The organism is Streptomyces sp. TOM-9 (assembly GCF_056858595.1).
In genome coordinates this window covers 6,339,534-6,355,322 of the sequence record NZ_JBXEQB010000001.1, presented here as the reverse complement: position 1 = coordinate 6,355,322, position 15,789 = coordinate 6,339,534, and the positions used below count along the sequence as shown (strand labels likewise).

Here is a 15,789-nt window from a genome sequence, read left to right as displayed (position 1 = left end):
CACCCCCTCTGGTCAGGCTAGAAGCACTCGTACTTCTTGCCGGAACCGACCTTCACCGACATGCTCAGCCCGCTGAGCTTGAAGGTGCCCGCGCTGGTCGCCCACGCGGTCTGGGTCACACCGGTGAGGTGCGCCTTCCGGGCCTCCTGGGCGAAGGAACCGGGGTCGGTCTTGTCACCGGCCTTGATGCCGGGGCCCTGCTGGGTGTCACCGGCGGCGACACCGATGTTGATGTCGGTGAACTCCGCATCGGCGTCGAGCTGGTCGAGGTCGATGTAGAGGTTCTTCGCCTCGACCTTCTTGCCGTCGTTGCCGGCACCGAGCTTCAGCGTGACGTCGCCGATCGGCGTCGGCACGACCACGGACTGGCACAGCCCGGTGATCGTGGCGCTGTCGAACGCGGAGACCGCGACCGGGATCGGCTTGCCGCCGTGCTGGACGTCGATGGCTCCGTACTGGACGAAGCCGTCACCGTCCAGGTCCTGGGCGGCGACCTTGAACTGCTGGCCCGAAACGCTGAACGACGCGGCGAGCGCGCCCTGACCCAGGGCCACGCCTATCGCCGCGGTGGCCGCGACGCTCGGCACCATGACGACGGCGAACCGCTTCCATCTGGTACCGCCGCGGATGAGCGACTCCATGACTTTCCTCCTTCTCGGACGTACATCTCCGGCCGGAATCGTGGGGATTGCGGCGGGATGGGAGAAGTGCTACGTCCTCGGGAAGGAGAGCGCCGTATCGACGGCCGTCACGCGGGAAAGAGCGGACGACGCTGTCCGAAAAATCGGCGATCACCCCCGAGCGACAACCACACGGCCACGCTCTCGCGCAACCTGCTGGACAGGCCCCGCCGGACGGCAGAGACCCCCCTGTCCGCGGTCCGCGTCCGCTGCTGGCACAGCATCGGCGTCCCGGCCCGGTGGGGACCCGTTCGGCGATCGGACGGCTGGGTGCCGACTGCTCGGCGACGGACCGGGCTTGGCCGATCGTGGTCCATTCGGCGCCGCTGCACAAGGGGCGTCGTTACTAGCGGGTAACGGTGCGATAACCCAGGAGATATGGTCTAGACCATAACCGCTACGCTGCGTAGTTGCGGTGGGGGTGTGAAAATCACCCATCGTGTGATGGATCCGGACAGAGTCCCGTCACTCTCTTACCGGAAGTAACAGCGGCCGCGCTTCATCAAGATTTGGTAAAGCGCGGCCGGTCTTGATCGAGGCTCGAAATGGCTTTCGAGGCACGGCCACCTTACGTGATCAGGTCAGAACAGCACCCGTGCCAGCGCCGCACGCGCGGCCGTCACCCGGGGGTCGTCGGACCCGATCACCTCGAACAGCTCCAGCAGCCGCAGCCGCACGGTGTCGCGGTCCTCGCCCGCGGTGCGCCGCACGGTGTCCACCAGCCGTCCGAAGGCGTCCTCGACATGGCCGCCGACCAGGTCCAGATCGGCCACGGCGATCTGCGCCGCCACGTCCGCCGGGGCGTCCGCCGCGGCCTTGCGGGCGGCCTGCGCGTCGACGCCCTGCACCCGCTGCAGCAACTCGGCCTGCGCCAGGCCCAGCTTCGCCTCGGTGTTGGCCGGCTCGTCCGCGAGCACGTTGCGGTACGCCTGGATCGCGCCACCGAGGTCGCCCTGGTCCAGCGCGTCGTGCGCCGCGGACAGCGCGAGCTCCTGCGGGGTGGGCGGCCGCTCCTCGGCGACCGGCGCCTCGGCGCCCTCCTCGACCGGTACGCCCGTGATGCCGAAGCGCTGCTCGGCCACGGCGACCAGCTGGTCCAGCACCTCGCGGATCTGGTCCTCGGGTGCGGCGCCCTGGAAGAGCGGCATGGCCTGGCCGGCCAGCACCGCGAACACCGCGGGGATGCCCTGCACGCCGAACTGCTGCACCAGCAGCTGGTTCGCGTACACGTCGATCTTCGCGACGACGATCCGGCCCGCGTAGGAGCCGGCGAGGTACTCCAGCGTGTCCTGCAACTGCACACTCGCGTCCGCGCGGTCGGTCCAGAAGTGGACGACGACCGGGACCTCGGTGGAACGCTGCAGGACATCGCTCTCGAAGGTGGCCTCGGTGACCTCGGTCACCAGGGCGGGGGCGGCGGGCTCTCCCCCGTTGCGGGCGGCTTCCGCGCGGGCCTGTTCGGCCTTCGCCTTGGCCTCTCCGGCCGCCTTCACCGCGGCGAGGTCGACCACGCCGCTCATGGACATGTTCCGTGGCTGCATGAGACCAATCCTCCCCCCTCGTCGCGGTTCCCGGGGAATCGCCCCCCGAAAGCGCCACCTGCGGCGCGCGACGGTGACGCGCTGTCCGGCGCGAGGTCCCCTCCCGCGCGGCGGCCGCCACCCTTTCGATACGACCCGTAGCGTAACTGTACGGCCGCACCCTACGCAACGGGGATAGGGTTCCCAGCCATGTGCGCGCGTGAAACAGGCAGAAGGACCGGACGCCCCCGCAGTGCGGAGGCCGACCGGGCGATCCTGGACGCCGCGCGGCAGGCCCTGGTCGAGCTCGGCTGGGGCAAGCTCACCATGGGCGACGTCGCGGCCCGCGCGAGGGTCGCCAAGACCACCCTCTACCGGCGCTGGGCGAACAAGAACGAGCTCGCCGTGGACGCGGTCGCCGCGCTCTTCGACGAGCTCGAACTGCCCGACCGCGGCAGCCTGCGGGCCGACGTGGAGGGCGTGGTCCTGCAGTTCGCGGCCCTGCTGGAGCAGCCCGCCACCAAGACCGCGCTCATGGCGGTGGTCGCCGAGGCCACCCACGACGAGGCACTGCGGCAGCGGATCCGGGAGGCGATCGTCGACCGGCAGAAGCGCCTGGTCATCGAGGGCCGCCGGCGCGCCCAGGAGCGCGGGGAGATCCCGCCGGACGACGGCGACCCCGCGCCGCAGATCGACCTGATCTTCGACGTGATCGCGGGTGCCGTGGTGCACCGCGCGCTCGTCAGCTGCGAACCGGTGGACGCCGACTGGGCGGCCCGCTTCACCACCGTCCTGCTGGGCGGGCTCGCGGCGGCGTCAACGGCGTAGCCGTCGCCGGGAGTTCGGCTTCCCTTTGCTCGATGGAGCCGCGACACCTCTTGCCCGCGTGGCATGTCATCGTCATGATTACCGGCGGGTCATCTACTCGCATAGACAACCCGGCGGCCAGGCATGGCCGTTGCTCGGCGTTCCCTCGTTCCACCCTGTCAGCGCGCCCATTGATCGCTCGCCCCCAGGAGGATCGATCCACGTGAGACACCCTCACCCCGGTCGGCGCGGCGTCGTCGCCACCGTCGCCGCCTCGCTGATCGCCCTGACGGCCGCACAGAGCGCCACCGCGCTCCCCGCGTCCGCCACCCCGCGTGCCCACGCCCCGTCGTCCGCCGTCACCGTGGCGGAGGAACAGGCGGCGCGCGCCATCGCCGGCTCCCTCTCCGACGCCTCATGGCGCGCCCGCGTCCGCCACGCGGCGCTGGCCTCGGACGAGGTGGCCGTCACCGAGCTCGCCGGCCCGCAGTTGCGGCCCGCGCTCGCCGACGCCGACCGGCGGATCGCCGCCGCCAAGGGCCTCGGCGCTGACGTCGGTTCCCTGCTGCGGCTGCGCCTCGGGGACGACTCGATGCGCGGGGCGCTGGCCGCCGGCGTCACCCCGTGGGTGGCCGCGGCCAGTTCCGACGAGGACGTCCGCACCGTCACCGCCTACGACAGCCGGGGCCGGGCCCACCGCCTCGACGCCCGCAGCGCTCCCAGCCACCCGGTGTACGTCGTCGACATCGACGGCTCCAAGGCACTGGCCGCGGGCCTGGACGTCCTCCAGTCGGAGCTGGGCCGTCAGGGCCTGACCTCCTCCGCCCGGCGCCCCGCGGCGCCGTCCTCCGCCTCGGCGGCCGCGGCCGGCTTCTGGACCACGCGGATCACCCAGGTCCGGCTCTCCGACGACGAGGAGCCGTGGGTCAAGGGCGACGCCGAGATCTACACCCTCGTCACGGGATTCGGCCAGGACGGCCTCGTGCGGGTCGACCCCGTCGACATGCCGTACCTGGACAACGACGGGACGACGTACAGCCCGAACCAGATCCTGGTCAACTGGTCGCTGTACAAGTACAACCTCGCCGACGCCGTGATGATGGAGGACGACGGCAGCACCAACTACCGCGACCTGGCCAAGGCCATCGCGGGGATCCTGCTGACCATCGCCGACCAGGGCACCTACATCCCGCTGGTGAACGCGGTCCTGGACGCCATCCCGGACGACTGGTGGACGGACGACCCGGACTACGTCGACTCCTGGTACACGCTGGCGCAGAGCGACAACGGCACCCGCTACGGCGCCCGCGGCAACGGCTGGATGACCCTCCAGCCGTACTTCGTCGAGCAGTTCTGAGCAGCGTGCCCGCCGCCCCCTTGCACCGGGGGCGGCGGGCACGGCAGCGGGGCCCGGTGGGAACACGCGTTGTTCCCACCGGGCCCCGCGTCGTCCGTCAGAAGCGCGCGGGCTCCGTGTAGCTGCCCCACTCGTCGCGCAGGGCCCCGCAGATCTCGCCCAGGGTGGCCTCGGCCCGCACCGCGTCCAGCATCGGCCCGATCATGTTGCTGCCGTCCCGGGCGGCGGTCAGCATCGCCTCCAGCGCCTTGCGGACGGCCGCGTCGTCGCGCTCGCCCTTGCGGCCGGCGAGCACGCGGACCTGCTCCCGCTCGACCTCGTGGCTGACCCGCAGGATCTCCAGGTCGCCCGTCACGGAGCCGGTGTGGCAGTTGACGCCGACGACCTTCTTGTCGCCCTTCTCCAGGGCGCGCTGGTACTCGAAGGCGGCCTCGGCGATCCGGCCGGTGAAGTAGCCGTCCTCGATGCCGCGCAGGATGCCCGAGGTGATCGGACCCACCGCGTGCCGGCCGTCCGGCACGGCACGGGCGCCGAGCTCCTTGATCTTGTCGAAGATCTTCTCCGCGTCCGCCTCGATGCGGTCGGTCAGCGCCTCGACGTACCAGGAACCGCCCAGCGGGTCGGCCACGTTGGCGACGCCGGTCTCCTCCATCAGCACCTGCTGCGTGCGCAGCGCGATCTCCGCCGCCTGGGCGCTGGGCAGCGCCAGCGTCTCGTCCAGGGCGTTGGTGTGCAGCGAGTTCGTGCCGCCGAGGACCGCGGCAAGGGCCTCGACGGCGGTGCGGACGACGTTGTTGTACGGCTGCTGGGCGGTCAGCGAGACGCCGGCCGTCTGGGTGTGGAAGCGCAGCCACTGCGCCTTGTCGGTCTTCGCGCCGTACACGTCGCGCATCCAGCGGGCCCAGATCCGGCGCGCGGCGCGGAACTTGGCGATCTCCTCGAAGAAGTCCAGGTGGGCGTCGAAGAAGAAGGACAGGCCCGGCGCGAAGGTGTCGACGTCCAGCCCGCGCGACAGGCCCAGCTCCACGTAGCCGAAGCCGTCGGCGAGGGTGTAGGCGAGCTCCTGCGCGGCCGTGGAACCGGCCTCGCGGATGTGGTAGCCGGAGACCGACAGCGGCTTGTACGCGGGGATGCCCGCCGCGCAGTGCTCCATCAGGTCGCCGATCAGGCGCAGGTGCGGCTCGGGGGCGAAGAGCCACTCCTTCTGCGCGATGTACTCCTTGAAGATGTCGGTCTGCAGGGTGCCGTTGAGCACGGCGGGGTCGACGCCCTGGCGCTCGGCGGCCACCAGGTACATGCAGAAGACCGGCACCGCGGGGCCGGAGATCGTCATGGAGGTGGTGACGTCGCCGAGCGGGATGTCCTTGAAGAGGACCTCCATGTCGGCCGCGGAGTCGATGGCGACACCGCAGTGGCCGACCTCACCCAGCGAGCGGGGGTCGTCGGAGTCGCGTCCCATGAGGGTGGGCATGTCGAACGCGACGGACAGGCCGCCGCCGCCCGCCTCGAGGATCATCTTGTAGCGCTCGTTGGTCTGCTCGGCGTTGCCGAAGCCCGCGAACTGGCGGATCGTCCACGTACGGCCCCGGTAACCGGTCGCGTGCAGACCCCGCGTGAAGGGGTACTCGCCGGGCCAGCCGATCCGCTCGAAGCCGGGCACCTCGGCACCCGCGGGCGGGCCGTACACGGGCTCGACCGGGTCGCCGGAGAGCGTGCTGAAGTCGGCCTCGCGCTTGCGCGCGGTGTCGTAGCGCGCCTGCCAGCGGCTGCGCCCCTCCTCGATGGCTGCAGCGTCCATGCCGTGTCTCCGCCTCTCTCGCCTTCCGGGCCGGTCCCCGTACCACGAGGATGACCCCTACAAGGCGAAAATACTAGGACGTCCTAGTACCTGTCGACGGCGGATCCCCCCGTCCGCCGAACGAGGGGAGGAAGTCGCTGGTCAGGCCGGTCTCAGACCTTGACGGGTTCACCCGCGGGGGCCACCAGCGGGGTGACCTCGCGGCGCACCTTGCGCTCGACGAAGAACGCGGCGGTGGGGATGGTCCCGGACAGCAGCACCCACGCCAGCTTGCCGAACGACCACTTCGCCTTGGAGCCCAGGTCGAAGGCGAAGACCAGGTAGATGATGTACAGCACACCGTGGACCTGGGAGACGGCGAGCGTCACCCCCTCACCGGTGTCGAAGCCGTACTTGAAGACCATGCAGGTGCAGAGCACCAGCAACATGACGGCGGTGATGTAGGCCATCACCCGGTACCGGGTCAGGACGCTGCTTTTCATGGCGACGAGCGTAACCGGTGCGATTCCGGCGCTTCCCCCGGCCCCGGCCGTGGCGCGCGTCACTCCTCGAAGTCCCCCGCGGCTATGCGCAGCGGCCGCAGCAGGTCGAAGATCTCCGCGCACTGCTCGTCGTCGTACGCGCCGAGCCCGAACTTCATCCCCATGAGGTCCTCGGTGGCGGCCTCGCACACCTCCCGGCCCTTGACGGTGATGGAGGCGAGCGTGCCGCGCCCGTCGTTGGGGTTGGGCCGCTTGGCGACGAAGCCGGCGGCGACCAGTCGGTCGACGGTGTTGGTGACCGAGGTGGGGTGCACCATGAGGCGTTCGCCGATCTTGGACATCGGCAGCTCGCCCTCCTTGCTGAAGGCCAGCAGCACCAGGGCCTCGTAGCGCGCGAAGGTCAGCCCGTAGGGCTTGACGACGGAGTCGACCTGGGAGAGCAGGATCTGCTGGGCGCGCATGATCGACGTGATCGCGACCATCGAGGGCACGCGCCCCCAGCGCCGGGTCCAGATGTCGTCCGCACGGGCGATGGGGTCGAAGGGCAGGCTCAGCGGCTTGGGCACAGGCCCGAGCCTACCCGTCGGTCACATGCTGGGCAGCCGCGTCTCGCGGGGCGGGACGGCGCGCCTCACCCGGGCCATGGTGCGCGTGATCATACGCCGGGCTCCCGTCACACGTATTACCGCGGTGTTTCAGCCACCCGGGCCGCGGATCGTGACCGGAAAGCCGCCCTCCCTGGGGAGGGTTTCCCCTACTCGCGGGACGGAGTTGTCACCCTTTGGGCCGGGAGATGGCCGCATGGGCCGGGGCCGCCGTCGCACGAACCGGCCAATGCATGAAATGCACCTGTCATTAACCCGTCGTTCGGTGCGAGGCTCCTTGCCGCGCGGAACACCGCGCGTCCCCCACACCGCTCCGGGCGCCCACCTGCCCGGAGTCCTCGCCCGTCGCCCCCACGCGACGGGACCCAAGGAGTCACATTGCGCAAGAAGCTGGCACTCGGCACCCTTGCCGCCGCCTCGGCGCTCCTGGCCGGCGGTCTCCAGTCCTTCGCCGCGAACGCCCAGAGCGCCCCCACCGCTCCGGCCCTCGCCGCCTCCCACGCGCAGGCCCTGTCCGACGCCCGCGGCAAGGCCGCCGGCCTCGCCGGGAGCCTCGGGCTCGGCGACCGCGAGCAGCTGACCGTCAGGGACGTCGTCGTCGACCCTGACGGCACCCGTCACCTGCGCTACGACCGCGCCTACGCCGGCCTGGAGGTGCTCGGCGGCGACCTGGTGGTGCACCAGGACAAGAGCGGCGCCACCCGGTCCGTCTCGCGTGCGGTCACCGCGAGGATCGCGCCCGCCACGCTCACGCCCTCCGTCACGGCCGCGGCCGCCGAGGAGAAGGCCGCGGCGACGGTCAAGGGCCTGCTGAAGACCCCGCTCGTCAAGGGCGAGGAGCCGCTGAAGGCGGTCGGGCGGGCCGCGGCCCCCGAGAAGGTCGTCTGGGCCGTCAGCGGCACGCCCCGCCTGGCGTACCGGACCGTGGTCCACGGCACCCAGGCCGACGGCACCCCCAGCGCGCTGAACGTCATCACCGACGCCGCCACGGGCGCCGTGATCCAGGCCTACGAGGGCATCCAGACCGGCAGCGGCACCGGCGTCCACGTGGGCTCGGTCCCGCTGACCACCACGAAGTCCGGCAGCACCTACACGCTCAAGGACGCGAGCCGCGGCGGCATCTACACCACGGACCTGAACAACCGCACCAGCGGGACGGGGACAACCTTCTCCGACACCGACGACGTCTGGGGCAACGGCGCCGCCTCCAACCGCCAGTCGGCCGCCGTGGACGCGCAGTTCGGCGCGGCGGCGACGTGGGACTTCTACAAGAACACCTTCAGCCGCTCCGGCATCCGCAACGACGGCAAGGGCTCCCTGTCGCGCGCCCACTACGGCAGCAACTACGTCAACGCCTTCTGGGACGACAGCTGCTTCTGCATGACCTACGGCGACGGCTCGGGCAACACCCACCCGCTGACCGCCCTCGACGTCGCGGGCCACGAGATATCCCACGGCGTCACCAGCGCCACGGCCGGCCTGACGTACTCCGGCGAGTCCGGCGGCCTCAACGAGGCCACCTCCGACATCTTCGGCACCATGGTCGAGTTCTACGCCAACCTCGCCTCCGACACCCCCGACTACCTCATCGGCGAGAAGATCGACATCAACGGCGACGGCAGCCCGCTGCGGTACATGGACAAGCCGTCCAAGGACGGCGCCTCCGCCGACTACTGGTCGTCCTCGGTGAAGAACCTCGACGTCCACTACTCGTCGGGCGTGGCCAACCACTTCTTCTACCTGCTCTCCGAGGGCAGCGGCGCCAAGACCATCAACGGCGTCAGCTACAACAGCCCGACGAAGAACGGCTCCACCGTCACCGGCATCGGCCGCGCCAAGGCCGCCGCCATCTGGTACCGCGCGCTGACGGTGTACTTCACTTCGTCCACCAACTACGCCAAGGCCCGCACCGCGACCCTGAACGCGGCCAAGGACCTGTACGGCAGCGGCTCCGCCGAGTACAACGCGGTCGCCGCCGCGTGGACCGGGGTCAGCGTCAGCTGACCCGGGACCGGTTGACCCGACCGGCACCCCCATCACCCGTGGTGCCGCGGACCGCCCCATACGGTCCGCGGCACCACGAGCACGCCTGCGCCGGGCTCCGCCCGGCCCCCTCACCCGCCGCCGACGGCAGTCCCCCGCACCCGCGCCAGCACCAACAGGACGCACACCGTCCCCGCACCCCCCGCCACCGCCGTCACCGCGTGCGGCCGGGCGAACTCCGCCGCCGCACCCGCCACCGCCATCCCCAGACCCTGGATCGTCATCAACCCCGCCGACTGCAACGTCATCGCCCGCCCCCGCAACCCCTCCGGCACCGCCGCCACGAACCACTGAGCCGAACCTCCCCCGGCCGCCCTCGCACCGCTCGGCCCCAAGGGGCCTCACGGGCTTCGGACGCCTGCGCCGGGCTCCGCCCGGCCCCCTCACCCGCCGCCGACGGCAGTCCCCCGCACCCGCGCCAGCACCAACAGGACGCACACCGTCCCCGCACCCCCCGCCACCGCCGTCACCGCGTGCGGCCGGGCGAACTCCGCCGCCGCACCCGCCACCGCCATCCCCAGACCCTGGATCGTCATCAACCCCGCCGACTGCAACGTCATCGCCCGCCCCCGCAACCCCTCCGGCACCGCCGCCACGAACCACTGATCGAGGCCGAGGGTGTAGGCGGCCGTCAGGCCCGTGGTGAACATCGCGGCGACGGCCAGGGGCAGCGAGGGGCGCAGGGCGAAGAGGGCGTACGGGAGGAGGGAGCACGCGGCGAGGGGGACGGTGAGGCGGGCGCGGGCGGCCGGGGGCAGGAAGGCGCCCGCGAGGAGTTCGCCGAGGACGGTGCCGACGGGCATCGCGGCCATGAAGAGGCCGAGGCCCGGGGTGCCGGCGCCGATGGAGTCGGTGTACGGGGCCGCGAGCGCCTCCGGGAACACCACGAAGAACGGCTGGATCCAGCAGAGCAGCAGCAGGGACCGCACCCGGGGGTCCCGCAGCAGACGGCCGCTGCCGCCGGCGGAGCGCGCCGCGCCGCCGCCGCGTGCGGGGCGCCGCGCGGTGCCGAGGCGCAGCAGCAGGGCGGAGCCCAGGAAGGCCGCCACGGTGATCGCCAGCGCGGCCCGGGGCGGCAGGAGGACCAGCAGGAACCCGCCGACGCCGAAGCCCACGATCTGCGCGCCCTGGGCGACCATGCGGATCAGGGACCGGCCCAGCACGAAGGTGTCGCCGGGCAGGATGTCGGCCAGGCTCGCGGCCCGGGTGCCGGTGAACACCGGGGCGATCATCGCCATCACGCACCGCAGGCCGAGCAGGACCGCGATCGGTGTCCCGGGCAGCACCATCCCGGCCGCGCACGCCGCGCACAGCAGGTCGCACACGACGAGCACCCGGCGCGGCGGGAAGCGGTCGGAGATCCCGGCGAGCAGGGTGCCGCTGAGCGCGTACGGCACGAAGCCGAGCGCGAAGGTGAGCGCGGTCAGCAGCGGCGACCCGGTGAGCCGGAACACCAGCACGGACAGCGCGATCTCGGCGACCACGGTGCCCTGGAGCGACAGTACGTGTGCCGCGAAGACCGCCCGGAACTCCCGTACGGCGAAGACCGCGCGGTAGCCGCGCCCGGCGGCCGGGCCCGCCGCGGTGGTGTCGGTGTTCAGCGTCATGGGCGCAGCCTGGCGGCCCGGACGGGGCACGCCGTAGTGTTTCGGCTCCAGCCGAAAGTCGAGGAGCAGGGGTCCGCCGTGCCGTTCCGTATGCGCTTCGGACCGGACGACCTGCTGCGCTGCCGGTTCGCGGTCTCCCCGCTGTGGGAGACCGAGGGGGCCGTCCGCACCCTGAAGGAGCCCGGGCTGCAGACGTACCACGTGCCGTGGCTGCGGCAGACCCGTGAGGCGGCCCGGGCACTCGACCTCACACCGTTGTGGCTGCTGATGCCCCGCCCCGGCCACAGCCCGGACTTCCTCTGCCCGCCCCCGCTGGGCCCGTCGGCGGCCATCGAGGACGAGCTCGCCCGGGTGCGGGCCACCGATCCGGAGGTCGCCCGGCAGGACATGGCCCGTTCGCTGGCGGACACCCCGGGCGCCGCCGGCAGCCCGCGCGGCCGGGCGATGCTGGCCGACCCGGCGCGCGCGGTGCGGGAACTGGCGGATCTGTACGAGCGGGCCTGGGAGACGCTGGTGGCGCCGTACTGGCCCCGGTTGCGTGCCGTGCTGGAGGCCGACATCGCCTTCCGCGCGCGCCGGCTGGCGGACGGCGGGCTGACGGGCCTCTTCGCCGACCTCCACCCCTCGCTGAGCTGGGCGGACGGCACCCTCACGCTGCACAAGCCGACGGAGCACGACCGGGACCTGGGCGGCGACGGCCTGGTCCTTGCGCCCAGCGTCTTCGTGTGGCCGGACCTCGCGGCGGGCTTCGACCCGCCCTGGCAGGGCACCGTCGTCTACCCGGCACGCGGCATCGGCGGCCTGTGGCAGACCCCGCAGGCCGCCTCCGAGGCCCTGGTGCGGCTGCTCGGCGCCAACCGGGCGGCCATCCTCGGCGGTCTGGGCGAGCCGGCGACCACGACCGCGCTCGCCCACCGGCACGGCCTCGCCGTGTCGTCGGTGTCGGCGCACCTGTCGGTCCTGCGGGACGCAGGGTTGCTCACCTCGCGCCGCTACGGCCACCAGGTGCTGTACGAGCGCACCCCGCTGGGCGGCGCGCTGGCCGGCGAGTGACCGCCGGGACGCGGAACGCCGCGGGGTGCGGAGCGGCTACTGCGCGAGGTACCGCTCGACGGTCTCCACCTTGGAGGTCAGCCCGTCGGTGACGCCGGGCCGGATGTCGGCCTTGAGGACCACCGAGACGCGCGGTGCCCGGGCCTCGACGGCTGCCACGGCGCGCTTGACGACGTCCATGACCTCGTCCCACTCACCCTCGACGGAGGTGAACATCGCGTCGGTGCGGTGGGGCAGCCCCGACTCGCGGACCACCCGGACCGCGTCGGCCACGTACGCGCCGACGTCCTCGCCGACGCCGAGCGGGGTGACGGAGAAGGCGACGATCATGCCTCGACCACGCCTTCCTTGAGCTCCTTGCGCGCGCGGGCGGCGATGACGCCGGCCTCGGCCTCGCGGCGGAGCCTGCGCTCGGCGAAGAAGCCGCCGGTGGGGAGGACGGAGAGCACGAAGTACAGCGCGGCGCGGCCGAGCGGCCACTTGGCGCGGTTCCAGGCGTCCAGCCAGAACAGGACGTAGAGGATGAAGAGGACGCCGTGGATGTACCCCATCGGCCGAACCGCGTCGAAGTCCGTGGTGCGCTTGAGCACCGAGCAGACCAGCAGGAGCAGGAAGGAGACCGCCTCTGGGGCGGAGACCAGGCGGAGCCGGTTCAGGGCGGAGGCGGCCTTGATGTCCACGGGACCTCACTATCGGGACAGGGACTGCGGCGGGCACGGGCACTGCGATCGGAGTGTTTGTGAACGCGATCACAAGTGTTCCGCCCATTATCACCCGGCCCTCCGGCCGCCCCGCCCCCGGGGCCCCCGGGGGAACAGGTGAACCATCGGCGCGCGGGACGCGTCCCCCTCCACGACGGAAGACGAACCGCCCTCTCGAGGAAGAAGCGGGATGAAGCTGGACTGGGACCGCCGGCACTGCGCCCGGCGCGGGCACATCACGTACGCGCCCGACGAGGCGCACCTGCGGGAGCGGCTGCGCGCCGACACCGCGCTGGGAGAGGTGTGGCGCTGCCTGCGCTGCGGCGACTTCGCCCTGGGTGCGCCGCACGGCTCGGGTCCGGCCGACCGGGCGCCCGAGGTGCCGCGCGGCCGGGCGCTGCGCGACCTGTTCATCCTGCGCTTCCTGGCGGTCGAGCGGCTGTTGCGGGGGGTGTTCATCGTCGTCGCGGCCTGGGCGGTGTGGCGGTTCAGCAACTCGCAGGACTCGGTGCGCCGGTTCTTCGAGGAGAACCTCACCGTCTTCCGCCCGGTCTTCCGGCACTTCCACTACGACCTCGACCACTCCCCCGTCCTGGACACCATCCGCCGCACCTTCGAGTACCGGCACTCGACGCTGCTGATCGTGGCGGGCGCGCTGCTCGCGTACGCGGTGATCGAGATCGTCGAGGCCGTCGGCCTGTGGGCGGCCAAGCGGTGGGCGGAGTACCTGACGGTGGTGGCGACCGCGGCCTTCCTGCCGCTGGAGGTCTGGGAGCTCACCGAGAAGGTGAGCTACCTCAAGATCGGCACGCTGGTCCTCAACGTCCTCGCCGTCCTCTACATCCTGCTCTCCAAGCGGCTGTTCGGGCTGCGCGGCGGTCACGCGGCCTTCGAGGCCGAGCGCCGCGGCGCCTCGCTGCTGGAGGTCGAGGAGGCGGCGGGAGCGCCGCACGGAACCACTGCACCCCATGTGACGAGGACCCTGGTGACGGGTTCCTCCCGGACGGATACGGTCTGACCCGTGGCTCAGTTTCGATTGCAGGGCAGCAAGGTGCTCGCCGTGGACATGGCCGGCGACGCCGTCAAGGCGAAGAACGGCTCGATGGTCGCGTACGACGGCCAGATGAGCTTCAAGAAGATGTCCGGGGGCGGTGAGGGCCTGCGCGGCATGGTCACCCGGCGGCTGACCGGGGAGTCGATGGAGGTCATGGAGGTGCGCGGGCAGGGCACCTGCTACTTCGCCGACCGCGCGAGCGAGATCAACCTCGTCCGCCTGAACGGGGAGAAGCTGTACGTCGAGGCCAGTAACCTGCTCGCCACCGAGGCGACGCTGCGCACCGGCACCACCTTCACCGGCCTGCGCGGTGCCTCGCAGGGCAACGGCCTGTTCACCACCACGGTGGAGGGCGTCGGCCAGGCGGCGATCACCTCCGACGGCCCGGCCGTGGTGCTGCGCGTCGCCCCCGGCCTGCCGCTGCAGGTGGACCCGGGCGCGTACGTGGCGCACACCGGCAACCTCCAGCAGCACTTCCAGGCCGGCATCAGCTGGCGGTCGGTGATCGGCGAGTCGGGCGGCGAGTCCTTCCAGATCCGCTTCGAGGGCGACGGCCTGGTGTACGTCCAGCCCAGCGAGCGCAACACCATCGGGGGGCAGGTCTGATGCCGTTCACCCGCGTCAACTCCAAGATGGTCGAGGCCCAGGTGCTGCCGGGCCAGCGGCTGTTCAGCCAGCGCGGCGCGATGCTGGCCTACCGGGGGAACGTGAGCTTCACCCCCAACGTGCAGGGCGGCCAGGGCGGCATCGGCTCGATGATCGGCCGCCGGCTCGCCAACGAGGCGACCCCGCTGATGACCGTCGAGGGCCACGGCTCGGTGATGTTCGGCCACGGCGGCCACCACGTGCACTGCGTCGACCTGACCGGCGACACCCTGTACGTCGAGGCGGACCGGCTGCTGGCCTTCGACGGCTCGCTGCGGCAGGGCACGATGTTCATGGGGTCCCAGGGCGGCGTCATGGGCGTCATCCGCGGCCAGGTCACCGGCCAGGGCCTGTTCACCACGACCCTGCAGGGGCACGGCGCGGTCGCGGTGATGGCCCACGGCGGCGTCATCGAGCTGCCGATCACCCCCCAGCGCCCGGTGCACGTCGACCCGCAGGCGTACGTCGCCCACCGCGGGGACGTCCGCAACAAGCTGTCCACCGCACTCGGCTGGCGCGACATGGTGGGCCGCGGTTCGGGTGAGGCGTTCCAGCTGGAGCTGTCGGGTCAGGGCACGGTCTACGTGCAGGCGAGTGAGGAGAAGCTGTGAGCACCGGACCCGTCGTCCACGACCCGTACACCCTGCCGGTCGACGACAACGTCAACCCCTACGCCTTCAGCGTCGACCTGAAAGGCCAGTGGTTCCTGCAGAAGGGGAAAATGATCGCCTACTACGGGCAGATCAGCTTCCACGGCATCGGCCACGGCGCCCTCGACGGGCTGATCCGCAGCAACTTCCACTCCCCGCTGCACGCCGCGGACTGGGTGGTCGCCGAGGGCCAGGGCAAGATGATCCTCGCCGACCGGGCGTTCGACGTGAACTCCTTCGACCTGGAGGACGGCAACCTGACCATCCGGTCGGGCAACCTGCTGGCCTTCCAGCCGGGCCTGTCGCTCAAGCAGTCGATCATCCCGGGCTTCCTCACCCTGATCGGCACGGGGAAGTTCGTGGCGGCCTCCAACGGCGCCGTGCACTTCGTCGAACCCCCGGTCCGCGTGGACCCCCAGGCCCTGGTGGGATGGGCGGACTGCCCCTCCCCCTGCCACCATTACGACCACGGGTACATGCGCGGCGTACTGGGCGGCCTGCGGGCGCTGACCGGGGTCGGCGGCACCTCGGGCGAGGAGCACCAGTTCGAGTTCGTCGGCGCGGGGCAGGTACTGCTCCAGTCGAGCGAGGTCCTCATGCCCGAGCAGGCCACGGGCGCGGTCCCGCACGAGGCCGGCGTCCCGGGCGGCGGAGCGGGCGCCGCGGGCATGCCGCAGGGCGTGCCGAGGCTCCCGGGACAGCTCGGGGACCTGCAGCGCCGCTTCGGTCTGTGAACCTACCGACACGTATCGGGACCCCAAATAATCCGGATTTCAACTTTCTGGGT

Annotated in this window: 16 protein-coding genes and 1 pseudogene; 8 read left to right on the top strand and 9 right to left on the bottom strand. The window is 71.7% G+C overall.

Features of this window, described 5'->3' with window-relative positions; genetic code table 11:
• Window positions 1-17 precede the first annotated feature (17 nt).
• Complete coding sequence (locus AC1VWI_RS29770; protein ID WP_499514073.1) at window positions 18-641, bottom strand: DUF6230 family protein; 624 nt, start codon at window positions 639-641, stop codon at window positions 18-20.
• 620 nt (window positions 642-1,261) lie between these two features.
• Window positions 1,262-2,221 (bottom strand): tetratricopeptide repeat protein, encoded by a 960-nt coding sequence (locus AC1VWI_RS29765; RefSeq protein ID WP_499514072.1) that lies wholly within the window; start codon window positions 2,219-2,221, stop codon window positions 1,262-1,264.
• 189 nt (window positions 2,222-2,410) lie between these two features.
• Between AC1VWI_RS29765 and AC1VWI_RS29760 the strand changes: the two genes are divergently transcribed.
• Together AC1VWI_RS29760 and AC1VWI_RS29755 are read left to right on the top strand one after the other, a co-directional pair.
• Window positions 2,411-3,028: a TetR/AcrR family transcriptional regulator gene (locus tag AC1VWI_RS29760; protein ID WP_499514071.1), complete on the top strand. Its 618-nt coding sequence runs from the start codon at window positions 2,411-2,413 to the stop codon at window positions 3,026-3,028.
• 202 nt (window positions 3,029-3,230) lie between these two features.
• Window positions 3,231-4,364 (top strand): DUF3103 family protein, encoded by a 1,134-nt coding sequence (locus tag AC1VWI_RS29755; protein ID WP_499514070.1) that lies wholly within the window; start codon window positions 3,231-3,233, stop codon window positions 4,362-4,364.
• 97 nt (window positions 4,365-4,461) lie between these two features.
• On the opposite strand, the gene icmA is transcribed toward AC1VWI_RS29755, so the two are convergent.
• From icmA to AC1VWI_RS29740, 3 genes are all read right to left on the bottom strand, one after another.
• The gene (gene icmA / locus AC1VWI_RS29750) at window positions 4,462-6,162 is read right to left on the bottom strand and encodes a coenzyme B12-dependent isobutyryl-CoA mutase large subunit (protein WP_499514069.1); all 1,701 of its coding nucleotides are present in this window, start codon (window positions 6,160-6,162) and stop codon (window positions 4,462-4,464) included.
• A gap of 152 nt (window positions 6,163-6,314) precedes the next feature.
• A complete protein-coding gene (locus tag AC1VWI_RS29745; protein ID WP_499514068.1) occupies window positions 6,315-6,644 on the bottom strand; it encodes a DUF3817 domain-containing protein in 330 nt (109 codons plus the stop codon).
• A 59-nt stretch (window positions 6,645-6,703) separates the two neighbouring features.
• Window positions 6,704-7,210, bottom strand: a complete 507-nt coding sequence (locus tag AC1VWI_RS29740) for a MarR family winged helix-turn-helix transcriptional regulator (protein ID WP_499514067.1) — start codon at window positions 7,208-7,210, stop codon at window positions 6,704-6,706.
• A gap of 417 nt (window positions 7,211-7,627) precedes the next feature.
• Between AC1VWI_RS29740 and AC1VWI_RS29735 the strand changes: the two genes are divergently transcribed.
• Window positions 7,628-9,253 (top strand): M4 family metallopeptidase, encoded by a 1,626-nt coding sequence (locus tag AC1VWI_RS29735; RefSeq protein ID WP_499514066.1) that lies wholly within the window; start codon window positions 7,628-7,630, stop codon window positions 9,251-9,253.
• 110 nt (window positions 9,254-9,363) lie between these two features.
• Here the strand turns inward: AC1VWI_RS29735 and AC1VWI_RS29730 are convergent.
• A pseudogene (locus AC1VWI_RS29730) lies at window positions 9,364-9,603 on the bottom strand (MFS transporter); the annotation flags it as partial.
• 72 nt (window positions 9,604-9,675) lie between these two features.
• The gene (locus AC1VWI_RS29725; protein ID WP_499514065.1) at window positions 9,676-10,899 is read right to left on the bottom strand and encodes an MFS transporter; all 1,224 of its coding nucleotides are present in this window, start codon (window positions 10,897-10,899) and stop codon (window positions 9,676-9,678) included.
• A gap of 78 nt (window positions 10,900-10,977) precedes the next feature.
• Between AC1VWI_RS29725 and AC1VWI_RS29720 the strand changes: the two genes are divergently transcribed.
• On the top strand, window positions 10,978-11,952 hold the full coding sequence (locus tag AC1VWI_RS29720) for an ArsR/SmtB family transcription factor (protein WP_499514064.1): 975 nt from the start codon (window positions 10,978-10,980) through the stop codon (window positions 11,950-11,952).
• Between the two features lie 36 nt (window positions 11,953-11,988).
• Here AC1VWI_RS29720 and AC1VWI_RS29715 read toward each other — a convergent pair whose 3' ends face one another.
• Both AC1VWI_RS29715 and AC1VWI_RS29710 read right to left on the bottom strand, forming a co-directional pair.
• Window positions 11,989-12,282: an MTH1187 family thiamine-binding protein gene (locus tag AC1VWI_RS29715; RefSeq protein WP_499514063.1), complete on the bottom strand. Its 294-nt coding sequence runs from the start codon at window positions 12,280-12,282 to the stop codon at window positions 11,989-11,991.
• On the bottom strand, window positions 12,279-12,632 hold the full coding sequence (locus AC1VWI_RS29710) for a DUF3817 domain-containing protein (protein WP_499514062.1): 354 nt from the start codon (window positions 12,630-12,632) through the stop codon (window positions 12,279-12,281). The genes AC1VWI_RS29715 and AC1VWI_RS29710 overlap by 4 nt, the downstream gene beginning before the upstream one ends.
• A 211-nt stretch (window positions 12,633-12,843) precedes the next feature.
• Between AC1VWI_RS29710 and AC1VWI_RS29705 the strand changes: the two genes are divergently transcribed.
• Genes AC1VWI_RS29705 through AC1VWI_RS29690 form a run of 4 tightly spaced genes read left to right on the top strand, consistent with a single transcriptional unit; the run spans window position 12,844 to window position 15,736 of the window.
• Window positions 12,844-13,671: a DUF2127 domain-containing protein gene (locus AC1VWI_RS29705; protein WP_499514061.1), complete on the top strand. Its 828-nt coding sequence runs from the start codon at window positions 12,844-12,846 to the stop codon at window positions 13,669-13,671.
• Window positions 13,672-13,674: 3 nt separating this feature from the next.
• Window positions 13,675-14,313 carry an AIM24 family protein gene (locus AC1VWI_RS29700; RefSeq protein ID WP_499514060.1) on the top strand — a complete coding sequence of 213 codons (639 nt, stop codon included), beginning with the start codon at window positions 13,675-13,677 and terminating at the stop codon, window positions 14,311-14,313.
• A complete protein-coding gene (locus tag AC1VWI_RS29695) occupies window positions 14,313-14,963 on the top strand; it encodes an AIM24 family protein (protein WP_499514059.1) in 651 nt (216 codons plus the stop codon). The genes AC1VWI_RS29700 and AC1VWI_RS29695 overlap by 1 nt, the downstream gene beginning before the upstream one ends.
• Complete coding sequence (locus AC1VWI_RS29690) at window positions 14,960-15,736, top strand: AIM24 family protein (protein WP_499514058.1); 777 nt, start codon at window positions 14,960-14,962, stop codon at window positions 15,734-15,736. Before AC1VWI_RS29695 ends, AC1VWI_RS29690 begins: the two co-directional genes overlap by 4 nt.
• Window positions 15,737-15,789 lie beyond the last annotated feature (53 nt).